Here is a 15,694-nt window from a genome sequence, read left to right on the forward strand (position 1 = left end):
AAATATATAATGATTAAATAAGATAATGTTCCAATTTTTCGCTGAAAACGTATTAGGTAGGAATAATAATGAAATGGGTTAAAAAACGATTAGGTGATATATGTAAGATTGTGGGCGGAGGTACGCCATCTACTCAAAATAAGGATTATTATAAAGATGGAACAATTCCTTGAATTACTCCCAAAGATTTATCGATAAATAAATCAAAATATATTCAAAGGGGACAAAGGAATATAACAGAAAAGGGATTAAAGAGTTGTTCAGCAAAAATAATACCAAAAGGTTCTATATTATTTTCTTCAAGAGCACCAATAGGTTATATTGCTATTACTAAAAATAATCTATCAACTAATCAAGGTTTTAAAAATTTAATTCCAAATAATAATATATCTAACATTTTCTTATATTATTGTTTATTCTTTAATAAGAACAAGATTATTTTGTCCGCTTCAGGAACTACATTTAAAGAAATTTCAGGAGCTGAAATCGCTAATATAACTATTCAAAAATTCCTGTTGATAAAAAAGATCAAATAAAAATAACGAAAATTCTAGATTATATAGATCAAAAAAAATAGATATCAATAATAAGATAAACGATAATTTGTTATAAACGATAATTTAAAAAAGCAAATCGAGCTTTTATATAAACATTGATTTGATAATTTAAATTTCTGTAATAAGAAAAATAAACCTTATAAACTATCAGGTGGTAAATTAATTTGAAATAAATTTATTAAAAGAAATATTCCTGAAGGTTGAAAAGTAGAAAAATTAACAGATTTAATAAAATGGGAAAGTAGTTACCAACCCCCTAAAAAAGATTTTATTTATTCTATGAAGGAAGGCTATGTCAGATTTATACAAAACAGAGATTATAATAGCGATGGACACAAAACTTACATCCCTATAAAAGATAATCTAACTATAGTAGATAAATTTGACATTCTTATGGATAAATATGGTGATGCAGGAAGAGTTAGATATGGAATTGAAGGAGCATTTAATGTTGCGTTAGCAAGAATAAATGTAAAAGATCCAGCATTAAAAGAATATATTAGATCTTATTTCGAATCTAAACCAATCTATAATTATTTACATAATTCATGTATGGCTTCAACTAGAGCTTCGTTAAGTCTAAACAATTTAAGTTCTTTGATGGTGATGATCCCTGATAAAGAAACATTAAATTCTTATGAAATTATTTTGCATAATATTAGATCAATTGTTTTAAAAAATAAAGAAGAAAACGAGAAACTATCTGAAATTAAAGATTTTCTATTACCACTATTAATGAACGGTCAAGCAACGATTGATTAAGAAATCAATAAATAAATTATCGTTTATCTTTCTATTTAAGAAAATTTTTGTAGTTATCAATTTGATTAAATTAGATATTTTTTCGTTATTTATATCGACCAAGAATTCATAATTTAAAATATGTTTCTTATCACCCATTGGCATTATCGTACCTATAGAACCTTTAGAAACATATTCAAAAAAATTGTCATCAGATAATAAAGAGTAGATAAACCATGAAGAAATGTTATTCTTCGGTCTTAAAACTATAACATCTTGCTTTGCTGCTCCAGTAGTATCGGATAACCAGATTTTTTTTAAATAAGGTCTAATGTTTCCTAGTAATATATCGCCAACTCTATATTTAATATATTTACCATATGCAGGCATATGAGCAGCATTACATTTTCCGTTTTTATTTTGCAATAAATTATCAACAGAAACATAATTCTCTAAATTTATTGATTCATAATCTATTTTTTCGGTAACTATTTCTGCTATATCTTTTAATTTCATAAACTTTTATGCTGATTTTATAATTTTAATTTATGCTTTTTTGTTGCTTTAATTCTATATTAAGAAACCGAATTAAGTTCTTATATAAGAAACAATAACAACTCTTATATTTCTTATCAATTAACAATAAATTGCCAAAATGACGAGATATTTTAATAAATTTTAACAATCACTTTTATGTTAAATGTATCTTAAATTCATAATAATTAACAATACTTACTTAATTTCTTATATTAACTTTTGAAGTTTATATTTGTTACTAAACAAAATAATAACGATCTTGATAAATATTTATCAAGATCGTTATATTTAATAAATTGATACAAACTTATTCTTAAAAATAATTAATGAAAAACAGAATAATAGATTCTATCTATTTATATTTACCTTGTTTTCATTCTTCTAACTCTTTTTTAGTAGCTAGAACAAAGTGGTTGTCATTAATCTTTTGTCATTCAGGTTGATTGTTTTTATCATATGAATGAATACTTGGATCGTATTTATAACCAATCAAACTTCCTTTAGTTCCATTAATTGATGGTACTGCATCAAGTAATGATTTAGTATAAGGGTGTAAAGAGTTTTTCATAATCTCTTTAGTTAAACCTATTTCAAGTAATCTTCCTTTATTCATAACTGCGATTCTATCAGAGATATACTCAACCATTCTTAAGTCATGCGCAATGAATAAAATTGTTAAGTTAAATTTATTCTTTAAGTCATTAAAGATATTAACAACTTGTGCTTGGATTGATACGTCTAATGCTGAGATTGGTTCGTCAGCAATCAATAATCTAGGTCTAACAACTACAGCACGAGAGATCCCAATTCTTTGTTGCTGACCACCAGAGAATTCTAATGGGTATCGCTTTAATACAGATTCATCTAAACCTACTGAAGCTAGAATATTTCTCACTAGAATGCGTTTGCATTCTAGTTCAGATAACTTACTTAATTGAATTCTTTCTTCTTTTTGTTGAAGCAAGTAATCCATTGGAATTTTAAACTGACTGAATTCTTTAAGTTTGTTATAAAAACCAGTATAGATCGCTTCAAAAGCAACATGTTCGTTTTGATTAATTAAGTTTTCTAACTCAACTTCATAACCATTATAGAATGCTTGATAAACTGCTGGTGTGTTCTTATCTAATCAAGTCTCATAGATATGTCTAATTACATCTTGATCAACATTGTATAGATAGATCTCTTTAGCATTCTTTAAGTTGGTTAATCCTTCAGATACAATGCTTTCAACATTAACGTGTGGGTTAAGTGAGTTAGCCGGGTCTTGGAAGATCATCTGAACTTTATTAACCATAAAGTTCTCAATTTCTTTATATTCTCTTAATGATTTACCAAACTTAAAACCCTTTTGCATCTTTTGAGGTAAAACTTTATCAAGAATCTTAATCTGCCCAAAGCTGTGTGGAACTAAACCTATGATTGCTCTTCCTATTGTTGATTTACCACTACCTGATTCACCAACTAATCCTAATACTTCACCTTTATAAATATTAAGATTCATATCTACTACTGCTCTAAATGCTTTAGAACCTACACCATAGGTAATATCAACATTTCTAAGGGATGCTAAAATTTCCTTACCAGAAGGAACTTTTAGCATCTCTTCTACACCTTTAATGTTATAACGAGCGTAACGCTTCTTAAAGAAAAAGAATTTTTTCTTTACTTCAATATAAGGTTTTTTATTTTCTTTAGATTGTATTGTACTCATAATCATTAAGCCTTAAATTCGTTTCACAGTTCTAAGATGTGTTTAGGTGGGGTGTATTTTTCAGCTCTTTCATCTAGAAGCGCTGATTTAACTCTGTGGGTTTGTGATAAATAATAAAATTTCGGTTCTTCAGTAAAGTCAATACCTAGTGCGTAGTCATTTCTTACAGCAAAAGCATCACCTACAATATTATTTAGATTAGATGGAACAGATCCCCTAATTGTTGCTAAACGATCGCCATTATTAACATCTGGCATACTTAAGATTAAACCTCAAGTATATGGGTGTTGTGGGTGTTTTAAGATCTCTCTAGCAGTACCTTCTTCAATAATCTGTCCAGCATACATGATTGAAATGTAATCACTAATAGAAGCAACCACTCCTAAATCGTGGGTAATGAAAACAATTGATAGATTTAGTTTTTCTTGTAGATCTTTGATGATATCTAATACTAATGCTTGAACAGTTGGGTCTAGTGCTGTTGTCGGTTCATCCATTACCAGGATTTTAGGTTCAAGTGAAACAATAGCTGCGATTACAACCCGTTGAATCATCCCCCCACTCATTTCATGTGGGTATAGTTTCATAACTGCTTCAGGGTCGGAGATCTTAGTTAGTTTTAAAAACTCAACAGCGCGTTCGTAAGCTTCTTTTTTGTTTTTAACAACTTTATTAACCAACATCCCTTCCATAATCTGTGCACCAACTTTCATAGTCGGGTTAAGAGTTGACATCGGGTTTTGGAAAACAGCCGATACCACTCGACCACGGTAATGTGATTTTTCTCAATCGCGGAAAGAAAAGTTTTCAACATTGTTATTAAACAGTTTAACTTCCCCGCTATCAATCACAGCATTATCTCCAGTTAATCCATAAAGTAATGATGTAATAACTGATTTACCACTACCAGATTCTCCGATTATTGCGTGGATTTTTCCTTCATAAATTTCAATTGAAGGACCACGTAAAACGATATTCTTCTCACCTGGTCTTGAAGGGTTTAAGAAAGATAATTGGATATCTTTAATTTCGGCTACTACTTTTAATTCTTCACCGTTATCGAATTTCTTAGTTCTAGTATTCTTAGTAAATTCTTCCCAATTAAAAACAAATTTACGGTTAGTGATAAAACCAAAAAGATTAGTAAAATAATCTTTAATTCGATAACCTAGGCTTTTTTTATTAGTTTTTTTACTACTCATATTATTAGTAACCTATCTTTGTCTTCTTAGTGAATCTTGCACTGAAGCACCAATTAATTGAACACTAGTGGTAATTAAAATCAAGAAAGCAGATGGAATGAATACATATCTAGCATATGTTGGGAAGAGTTTTTGTCCATCTGAAATAATATTACCTAATGTCGGAATATCTTTAATTGCTAAACCAATGAATGCTAATGATGTTTCAGATAAAACAACACCAGGAATCGTAAATACTAATTGGGTAATTAAGATTGGTAAAATTACGGGAACGTAATTTTTTAAGATCTTCCAAGTAGGCGTTCCTAGAATTCTTGAAGCCATCACTCATTCTGAGTGTTTAGCTCTTTTAACTTGTGCTCTGATCTGGTTAGCCATCCCTGTTCATGAAGTTAATGATAAAGAGAATACAATAACTCAAAAACTAGGAGCAATAATAATTGTTAATAAGATTAAGATAATAATTGTTGGAACAATTGAAATTACTTTGATAATAAAAGTCATGATTTTATCAAAGAATTCAAACTGACCCATCATAATCCCGATTGTTAAACCGATGATGACTTCAATTACTGTAACCACAAATGCTAACGCAATCGAATATCTTAATCCTCATCACAATCTAGCTCAATAATCCCTACCAAGATCATCCGTTCCTAAGAAATGATAAACCCCATTAGAATCTGTTGAATTAAACAACAGATTACGATCTGAAATATTAGTTTTATTAGGATCTTGGGTAAAGAAAGGGATAAGCATTGATAAGATAATCACCAAGATCAAAGCAACCATTCCAAACACTCCAGCGAAAGAACGTGAATAGCGATTAACAAACTCTTTAAACGGTTTAGCTTGAGCGTGCATGTGAAGATCGGTTTGGTGATCCATGATCTTACCAACAATCTTTCATGCTTGATAGTTATATGGTTGAGTTATCTGATTAGGAGCTGTTTTAGGATTGATATGTTCATTATCACTTAATTCAGCACGATCTCTTATATCATTAGCTACTCTACTAAAATAGTTTTTTATCTTAGATCCAGAACTATTTTCAGGTAGTTTCTGGTAATCTTCTTTATATTTACTCATATCTATTTAGTTCTTATATAAATTTATTTATTAACTACTTCTTCTTCTAATTCTTGGATCAATTAGTTCGTATAAGATATCCCTAAACGCATACGATAGTACTGTTAGTAAAGCAAACATAACAATTAAGAATAAGATTACATTGTAATCTTTTGTTTGAATTGCTTGTAATAAAGTATCACCTGAACCTGGGATTAAGAAGATTTGTTCGATGAAAATACTACCAATAAATGAACCAAAGATAACTGCTGGAAAGAAAGTAGCTATCGGGAATAATGAAGGTTTTAAAGCGTGCTTTCAAACAAAACGGTTTTTAGACACCCCTTTAAGATAAGCAAACTTAGCATGTACTGAATTTAATTCGCGGTTAAGTTCGGTACGAATATATTTAATATATACGATAATACTTCCTAGTGATAATGCTAATCCTGGTAATACATAAGTAGCAATATCGTTTTGATCAAAAACATAAGGTAGGTTAGCAGCTCTTCCAACGAATACCAAAATTAAAGCAAAGATAATTGAAGGTATTGATGAAAAGATACTTACAAAGATCGTTGAGATATTATCAACTAATCCACCAGGGTTCTTACCAACCCAGATTCCAAGCGGGATTCCAATACCAACAGTAAGTGCTACTGAAAAAATCCCAACTAAGAATGATTTATAAAAACGATCCCAAATAAAACTATTGATTGTTTGTTCTGGGAATAATGCTAATGATATTCCAAAATCACCAACAAATAAACCTTTAAGATAATTTAGGTATCTTTGAAATAACGGCAGATCAAGTCCATAACGTTGTTCAATAGCTATTCTTGATGCTTCATCTAACCCTTGAGTTAAAGGGTTACCCCCTGGAACGGAGTTAATTAAGAAAAACGTAATTGAAATTACGATTAAACCAATAACAAAGAACTCTAAGATAATTTTGAAAAACTTCCATGAAGTTTTCAAAATTGGTGAGTCAATTGCTAATAGTCTTTGTATTAAAGTAAGTTCTTCAATCCGTTTTTTTCTAAAGATAACAGCATTATCATTAATTTCATAAGTTCTGTTATCTTCTAAAACTATTTTTTCCAATTTCTTCTATGCCTCCCTTGTTCTTGGTAGCCCTTCTCTTGGTGGTTTAGTGTAATCATAAGCATATTGTAATGAGAATTTGTATAAACTATCAACACCACCAACTTTAGTTACTTCCCAGTTTGTATCTACTTCCATTAACGGAATGATTAATCCTGAGTCACGAATCACTTTTTCAAGCGATCCGATGAATTGATATACAAAATCTAGGTTTCAGTTTTCTTCAATTTCTTGATCACTAAAGTTACCTGAGAAGAATGATGATAATCTTGAAGAATAATCTAATGTACTTTCATTGAATTTTGGTAATGATAGTTCAATGAATTTCTTCCAGAAGTTTGGCGTTTTAGCTTTAATCGCTTCATCGTTTGATTTAAGAGTATTGATTTCTAATCTTACTCTTGTATCATCTGTTAATTTTGCAATCTCATCAACTGTTTTAAATGAAGGTAACATTAAATTGAATGCATAATGTAATCTTGATTTTTTAATGTTTTGATTACGCCTTTGATTCACTTGATCGCGTTCAACTGGTCATTGATCAATAATAATGTAATTAACTAAAGCGCTAACATATTTTTCAGAATAACGATTATCTTTATATTCTGGTTTAGCTTCAGATAGTTTAGTGATAATCTTAGCTAGGTTTTGATTCGTAAATTTATTTAGTTCAAAAGCGCTTGGTGTAGTTATTGCTTGATTGTATTCTGTAAGAATACTTGGATCATTATTAATAATATTTTTGATTAGATTAATATCTGGAGTTAATAATGATAATCTAGAAACATTAGGATCAGTTTTTTGTAATGCATCAAGAATTAATCCTGCTAAGTAATCTGTATAAGTGTATGAACCAACAGGGTTTTCTTTAAAGCCAATATTTTTTTGTGTAAAGCTATCAATTCCATCTTGTTTGAAAAAGGTTAGCACACTGTCTTGTGGTTGACCACCACTAAAACGGTCATAGTTTTGATAAATAATATCGTATTGACCTTTTTCGATATAACTTGCAAAGATGTTTTCTGGTAATGATTTTTCTTCAATATTAACATAACCGTTGAAAGCGCTATTTAAAGCTTGTTTTAAATAAGTTCCGCCTCTTACTTGTTCATCTCCACTATTATCTAGGAATGTTAGATTAACTTGTTTTAAATTAGGGTGTTTAGCTTTAAAACGATCTAAATAAAATTTGGCAGTTTCTAAATCGTGTGTTAGATCGTGACGGTTACTCTTTTCAAAATTAAACCCTTTAGATAAATGTACAACAAAGTCGTAGTTTTGTAAATCGAATTCTTTACCGTTTTTAGCTTTCGCTTTTTGTCCTTCAAAGAATAATTCTAGATTCTTACCATCAAATGCTTTGTGTTGTCCGTATGCTGTTCAAGTATTTACAGGGAAACTGAAGTCTCAACCAACAAATCGTAAAACCTCATCACGGTTAATTGCGTAATAAATTGCGTTTCTTAAGTCCTGATCTTGAATATAACTATCAGCATTAGATTCAAGATCTAGATTTAATCCATAAGCAATTGTTCCAAACCCTTGGTTTTTATTCAAGAAATTCTTAATCTTAGGATCAGCTCAGTAAGAGTTGATTTTATTAGCCGGTATATATGTTTGAGCTATATAACCATCTTCAAAGAATAATGCATTTGTATTTCGGTTTTGTGAGAAATAAATCTTAATTTTGTTTGATATCGTATTCTCTGCATCAAAATAATCATTATTCTTTTCAAGATTAATATAACCATTAGGTCCTAATAAGATGCCATCATTCTTAGGAATAATAAATGGTCCATTGGTTAAGAACTTATCTGGTTCTGAACCATATTTATCAATCCCACCACCTACTGTTTCAACATATCTTCGATTGATTGGGTATAAACTTTCTAGAATTGTAAATACTAAATAACTCACATTAGGCGTTTGGTTTTCATCAAATATTAAAGTAAATGAGTTTTCGTTTTTAGATAATGTTTGAATTGTTCCTAATAGGTTTGGTGAGTTCTTATCAAACACCTGATAAGGGTTACAATAAGGGTTTTTAATTAATTTAATTGTTACTTCTTTATTATCAGGTGTAGTAATCTTGAAGTCTTGAATTTCTTTATCAAGACTAAATTCTGGGTTTTTTTCTAAATTCTTAGCAATAAAATCATTTTCATAATCTAAGAATAATTGCCCTGTGTAGAATCCAAAGTTTTTAGCAGCAGTTTTAATCGCTTCTACTTCTTTAGTATCAATAGGTTGATTATTACTATCAAATGTTTGAGATTGATATAAATCAGTTTGTTCTGGATCTTGAATTCATTGGTTTAGATCTTTATTAAAGATGTATTTTCTACGACCAAATGGGTTTTTATACGTCTTATTAAATTTAGATAAGTAATCTCTTTGCGCATCAATAAATTTATCAGCACCCCTAAAACCATATCTTCTAATCGTATCAAGTTTTTGGGAACCAGTATTTAAATCTAGAATGTATTCTAAATAGTCCCTAATATCTTGAGCAGTACCAAAATCTCCGTTAGACCAACGGTTTTTCTTAACGTTGGTATAACCAGTTATCGCCATAAAGTTGTTGGTATTTCTTGGATTTCTAAATCCGTATAAAGTAGCACGGTTTTTAAGGTCACTACCAGCACCAGAGTCATCAGCTAGACCCCCAACAATGTTTCAATCATCAATTGAATAGAATGATGAACCAATTCCACCAGTTCCATCATCATTTAACAGATCTTCCTTATTTGTTTCTAGGTACTTATCAAAGTTTGATGTTGTTCGGTCTTGTGGAATATTAATTAAACCAAATTTATAGTTACGTTTAGAAGTTAAAACTCTTTTTAGCGTATTACTTGGTCCGTTTTTAATATAAGAATCCACTAAAGATGGAACAATTTTATCTAATGAATTGTACTTAATATAGTTTAGTGTATTGATTGGATCTGTTACCAATCCTAGATCATAATCAGTTTTATTGATTTCTGGCGAATTTTTTAAAACAGGTTTGTCTTGTTTTTGTGTATTCCCACAAGAGCTGATTACAAAAGATAAAGGTATAACCCCAAGGAATGCTAACTTGATCGTTTTCTTTAAATTAAACTTCATTCTTATTTATTATCCTTTAAAAATAATTAGTTATTAACGTTAAATTGGTAATCAACACTTATAACTGTTTTAATTTTTTTGTTGTTTTGATCATCAGTTGTATTCATGTTTTCAATCTTAATAGGAGATTGTTCTACTGCTTTAGCATTTTCTGAAATGTATTGAACATTCCCTAAATCTAATGGTTCAACAAATTGGTAATCACTATCAACAAAATCAATTTGGTAAGAATGACCAGGTTTTAATAATGCATCACGATATTTACCCATAACAGCGTAATCTGTTAGTCATGATGTATAACCATAGTCTTCTATTGTTTTCTTAGTTGATGCATCACCTTGTTTTTGCAACCAGAAGATGTTATTAGTTTTCTTTGTATTAACTTTTAGATATACAGCTTGGTTAGTTCTTTCATCAGTAAATCTTAAATAAGAAATTTTCTTAGCTAGATCATTTGAAACATAACCATATAAAGCTAACGCGTCAAGGTATTTGTTTCTAAATAAACCTGATACCGATCTCTTAGATACACCATAGTTATATAGTTGTGATAAGAAGAATGCTTCTGGTCTATTAGTTACTTTATTACCTTTGAAGTCTTTGGTTCTAATATTTGAATCAATAATTGGATCTCGATTATCATCATATAATGTTGAACCAATTGTTTCTTTTTCAAAGTGATCTTTGAAATATCCATTATTCTTAGATATGAATCTACCAAAGTAGTTAGATGATCTTGATTCACGATCTTTGAATACTTTTTTAGTAAATTCACCAAAGATTTTCTTTCTTAATTCAGCTTTAAGATCTTTAAAGTCGTTTTGTGCTTTTTTAAGAGCTTCACCCGCTTTAGTTTGTTCAGCTTTAGCGGCAACAACAGCTTCGTTCATCATGTTGTTACTATTATCAGCTAGAACTTTATTAAAGTTAGCTTCAGCTTGTTTAGCTGCTTCAACAGCTTCTTTTATCTTTTTAAGAGGTTCAACTTGTTTAATAATAAGTTCTTCATAGTATTTAGTATATCTAGGTCCTACAAAGAATTTTTCTAATGAACTAGCAAGATCTGTAATCTCGTATTTAGCTTCATTAAGTTTAGCAATCTTCGTACCATCAACAATATAATCTAGACCACTAATAGCTTCAGATAAACCTTTTAGATAACTTGGCGTATTAACAAAGTCTTCTGAATTAGGTACATATGTTGTTTGAACATAGTCTCTAGTTAATGTTTCAGCAATTGAATACACATAGTCCGTAAATTTATCATTTAGTAACGGTTCAATTCTTGTGTCGTTGTAGTTGATTACATCACTTGAAGATAACCCTGGTGAGAAGTCACCGAATAAGAAGTCAGAGAATAAGAAATCAACTTTACCTCTGTTAGCGTATCATAGAATGTTACCAGATAACAGTAATAAGTCGTGTAAGCTTAGTCTGTCTTGTACTTCTGTTAATTTGTTATCAGTAATGAATTTTGCAAAGTATTTTTGCAATCTGTCTGCATCGAAGAATACAGCAGCATCTAAATCTGGAGTTAATTCATCAACATAGTATTTGTTGAAGTTTCTATCCAACATTGTAATTCCATACAATTTAGAAAATACAGCTTGGTTTTTAACTAAATCTGTAGCAGGCGAGAAGTCTTTAACAGTGATGAATAAGTTAGAGTGTCTGAATAAGTAAATAGCATAGTTTGCTAATGCTTGATCTTTTGCAGTAGAATTAGAACCTGCTGCAGTTATCGCATCTCTTAACGGTTTGCTTTCTTCAGATGTATCAGTGCTAACTAATTTTTCAATTTCAGCTAATTCAAATTTAGATTTAGCATAATCAACATTTCAGTTATATTGTTTGGTTGTAGAATCATAAGTCGCTTTAGAATAGTCTAAAGAACCGAAATCTAATAATTCACTTAAATCATTAAATTTAATTGATGTTTTTTTAGCAGCTGATGCATCTATTTGATAAATTTCAGCTTTCTTATCAGTTTTTACTGAATTGATAAGTTTCTTATCTAGATCACTGATTGAAACAGAATATGGATTGAATGTTAAGAAGTGGTTTTTTCGAATTTCTTCTATAGCCGCAGCTCTCTCTTCTGCTGTAGGCGCAGCTGCTGCTCCGCCAGAAGTTCCTTGTTTCTTTCCAGCGTTTGAAATTTTACCGTTTAAATCAACAACTTTTTCTAAAACATTTTTTGACGAACTGTCTTTCTTTGTTTCAACATAAGAAATGAAAGTGTCGAAACCAACTTTACCTTTAATAGTTGTACGTAAAAGACCAGCAGCTTCTAAAAATGAATATATAAAGTTTTTATTAAATAGCCCAGATGTTACTTTTAAATCATTTTCTCTAGCAACACTTTTTATTTGTTTAGAAATACCATCATCAACATTCGCTATTTCACCTAAGAATCTATTGCCGCTAACAAAAGGGAAAACATATTTATTTAATTTAGAAAATTCTGAATTAGAAGGCGCATCTTGTTTTAATAAGGCAAGTATTTTATTAGCATCAGATTTTACATATGCATCAGAGCCACCTTTTCAAGTTCCATTTTTAATAGCATCAGCAATATCTTCTATGTTTAAATATCCTAGAACAATTGATTGAAATTCATTAGTTAAACCAGGAAGCAAGGCAAAATAACTATAACTTTGACGAGTATCATCGAATCCGTTTTTAGTAGGATCTAATTCATTTGCACCGTTACGAGTTTTAATTTTTTCAACTAAAGATTCTACACCTTGAGAATCAAATACTGTAGTAATTGAAGATGAAATTTCTCCACCTAAAACCGTACCTTGACCATCTCAACCATTGTCTGATAATCTCTTGTTAATAGTAGCGGTTATAGAATCAGTTATAATTTTTACTTGTTTATTAACATAAGCTAATTCATCATCAGATAATTCAACATTAAGCGGAACTTGAATAACTGGTGTTCCATCTTTGTTGAACATGTTGATTTTGGTAATTACATTATTTTTACCAGATTGTGTTTCGTAAATTTTAAATGTAAGTTTGTCTTCAGGCGAAACAAAAACTGATTTATTTAATAACGGATTGCCAGCACCATCAGTTAATTGACTAATAATAGATTTTGCTGTTACTTCAACCCATTTATATTCAGGAGTTTGCATTTCTTCTTGTTTTTTCATGAAAGCTTTAGCAATGCCTGAAATTGATGGGTTAAGTGTCCCCGAGTCAGAGTCAAAAGCGTTAGCAAAGAATAGATCACTTAAAGCAACACCTCGTAATTTCGCTGCTTCTACTATCCCTGCAAAGTCTTGTAAGAATCTACGTTTTTTATTTTTTAATACGTTACCAATCTTATCATTAGCTTTATCAGTTCCTCAGATATCTTCAATCTTTTCAGTTTCAAAACGAATTACTTTATTATTTTCATCCAAAATTCCGAATCTGAATCTAATGAATTTACCAGTATCAGTAACTTCACCATTCGCATTAACACGAACGATTTCTAAATTAGTTCTAGCTTCTAAATAATTGATTAAAGCTTCATAAGAATAGAATGAAGCGTCATTAGCTCCACCTCTAGTTGATAAACCACCAACGACTACTGGGTTGTTTTTATCAATATAAGCATTCCCTTGATCTAGTGTGTAGTGGTGACCATATTCGTGGGTCGCTACGTATTTCAAGAAGTCAATTGGTAACCCATCAAATCCAGGTACTAAAGCAGATAAAACTGTCGGAATCCCGATACGATCATTTGGTGTGAATCCTCTGAACTTACCTTCAACTACTTTGTATTGATAAACACCTGAATTATCAATTGATTGTTCAATGTGCGGTCCATCTAGTTGTCTTAATAGATAAGGATATTTTTTAACAACTTTTTTGATTAAACCATTATATACTTCAGCATACACTTGATAGCTTCTAGAATCTAATCCAGTTAATGGATTACCTTCTTCATCTTTAGCTTGACTGTCAGTTGGTGAATAGAATAACGAAATTGGGTTAATACCACCTTTATAACCAATTGCATCTAAGAAATCATCAAATCCTGCTGGTGAATAATCATTGCTTTTGTTTGCGACAAATTCTAATGACGTGTTAGTAGCTGGAGTTGTTGATAAATCTTGTAAATTAGCTTTTAGAGTGTATTCTTTAGCTTGTTCGTTAGTAGTTTTTTCAAAACTTAATAGTTTATATTTCTTAACGCGCTTTTGTTGAACTGGATAGATTAGTTCTTTAAGTTCATTATTTTCATTAATCGCTTCTACAAAAAGTTTATAGAAGTGATTAATATTTTTATTATCTTTATAAAGATAAAATTCTTTATCTTTATAAGCATCAATGTCATAGAAATTTAGGAAACTATTAATCTTATCTTTATATGTAGCTAACAATGATTTATATGAAATAAATTTATTATCAGTTAAATCATTTAGATCAAGTTTGATTTCTTTGGTTGTTTCTTGATTTTGATCATTCGTTTGACTTAAAGTTAAGCTAATTGAAGGTTGATTAGCACCTCTTGGAGCTTTAACTTCTTTGATCGCTTTAATTTTATAAGTACCAAAGTCTTGATAAGTAACACTAGCTAATGATGGGTATTTTTCTTTTAATGATCCTAGATCAGTTTCGCTAAAACTAGCACTTACAATAACTGGTTGTTCGTAAGTGGTTGATGTAACCATCATTGTTCTAGGATCTTTTGTTTCTGTAGGAGTTCCTAAATAAACTTTAACCGATTCATCTTTTAACTTACTAGGACGATAGATTTCACCAAATCCAGTTTGTAGATCATTTTTTAAAGCACTTTCAAACGGAATATTATTTAAAAAGTGATCTAAATTCTTTTTGCTAGCTTCACTAGCAAAAACACTATAAGTTAAAGCATCATCTGAGTTACCAACACCTGATAAAGAAGAATAAATTGGTAAAGAACCAAAGAAAGCATCTGGAAAGAATTTAATTTCACTTACTTCTTTATGTAATGTTGAGTGAGACCCTAAGGTAATAGCATTACCATTTTGTTCTACACCTGGAACTAATCTAAATGAATCAAGCGTTAAAAGATCAGGACCTCAAGCAACATTGGTAATAAATCAGTTACAGAATTCTAAGAATTGCTTTGGTCTTACTGCTAGTACATATTCGTCAAAGAAACTAAATGAACCATATTTAATTTCTAAAACAAACGGTTCACCATAACGTCTGAAATACTCATTAAAGAAATCATCAAAGCCATACTTTTTATTCGTATTATCTAAGAATCAGAATTTGGTAGCATCTTCTGATATCTTAGCCGTAACCCTAGATTTAGTTCCATTAATAATTCTAAGTTCTGGGTTTAATACTCCATTTTGATCGTAGATCTTAGAATAATCATTATCAAATAATGATTTATTAACCGGAGATAATGTCCCGTTTTTTTCATTCGAATTCTCTGCGAATCCAATCATAGCACCAACGATACTACCAGATCCAACAGCGATTACTCCAAGTGCCAAACCTACTTTAAAGAGTAATGATTTTGATTTTAATGATCATTTTTTTATCATTGATCTTGTATTTCCTTTTCTTTTTTCTGTAACTGCGTTAAAAAAATAGTGATTGCCCACTTCCTGAAGCAATCACTATTTTTATATATCTTTAATCTGTATAGGTCGCTTCTGTGTGTTCTCTTC

The 15,694-nt window shown here is 30.2% G+C and carries 9 protein-coding genes; 2 read left to right on the forward strand and 7 right to left on the reverse strand.

Annotated elements, in window-relative coordinates; genetic code table 4:
• Positions 1–68 precede the first annotated feature (68 nt).
• Both NMG68_RS02655 and NMG68_RS02660 read left to right on the forward strand, forming a co-directional pair.
• A complete protein-coding gene (locus NMG68_RS02655) occupies positions 69–536 on the forward strand; it encodes a restriction endonuclease subunit S (RefSeq protein WP_255034418.1) in 468 nt (155 codons plus the stop codon).
• Positions 537–773: 237 nt separating this feature from the next.
• A complete protein-coding gene (locus NMG68_RS02660) occupies positions 774–1,319 on the forward strand; it encodes a restriction endonuclease subunit S (RefSeq protein ID WP_255035043.1) in 546 nt (181 codons plus the stop codon).
• Here the strand turns inward: NMG68_RS02660 and NMG68_RS02665 are convergent.
• The 7 genes from NMG68_RS02665 to NMG68_RS02695 form a co-directional block, all read right to left on the reverse strand.
• Complete coding sequence (locus NMG68_RS02665; RefSeq protein ID WP_255034419.1) at positions 1,290–1,814, reverse strand: restriction endonuclease subunit S domain-containing protein; 525 nt, start codon at positions 1,812–1,814, stop codon at positions 1,290–1,292. The genes NMG68_RS02660 and NMG68_RS02665 overlap by 30 nt on opposite strands.
• Before the next feature lie 373 nt (positions 1,815–2,187).
• Positions 2,188–3,549 (reverse strand): ABC transporter ATP-binding protein, encoded by a 1,362-nt coding sequence (locus NMG68_RS02670; protein ID WP_255034420.1) that lies wholly within the window; start codon positions 3,547–3,549, stop codon positions 2,188–2,190.
• A gap of 5 nt (positions 3,550–3,554) precedes the next feature.
• Positions 3,555–4,751, reverse strand: a complete 1,197-nt coding sequence (locus NMG68_RS02675) for an ABC transporter ATP-binding protein (protein ID WP_255034421.1) — start codon at positions 4,749–4,751, stop codon at positions 3,555–3,557.
• 12 nt (positions 4,752–4,763) lie between these two features.
• On the reverse strand, positions 4,764–5,840 hold the full coding sequence (locus NMG68_RS02680) for an ABC transporter permease (RefSeq protein WP_255034422.1): 1,077 nt from the start codon (positions 5,838–5,840) through the stop codon (positions 4,764–4,766).
• A gap of 30 nt (positions 5,841–5,870) precedes the next feature.
• On the reverse strand, positions 5,871–6,923 hold the full coding sequence (locus NMG68_RS02685) for an ABC transporter permease (RefSeq protein WP_319023165.1): 1,053 nt from the start codon (positions 6,921–6,923) through the stop codon (positions 5,871–5,873).
• 6 nt (positions 6,924–6,929) lie between these two features.
• Positions 6,930–10,031 (reverse strand): ABC transporter substrate-binding protein, encoded by a 3,102-nt coding sequence (locus NMG68_RS02690; protein WP_255034424.1) that lies wholly within the window; start codon positions 10,029–10,031, stop codon positions 6,930–6,932.
• Positions 10,032–10,057: 26 nt separating this feature from the next.
• Positions 10,058–15,568, reverse strand: coding sequence for a PDxFFG protein (locus tag NMG68_RS02695; RefSeq protein WP_255034425.1), 5,511 nt, complete (start codon positions 15,566–15,568; stop codon positions 10,058–10,060).
• Positions 15,569–15,694: the final 126 nt, after the last annotated feature.

The organism is Mycoplasma bradburyae (genome assembly GCF_024338845.1).
Classification (GTDB): domain Bacteria; phylum Bacillota_I; class Bacilli_A; order Mycoplasmatales; family Mycoplasmoidaceae; genus Mycoplasmoides; species Mycoplasmoides bradburyae.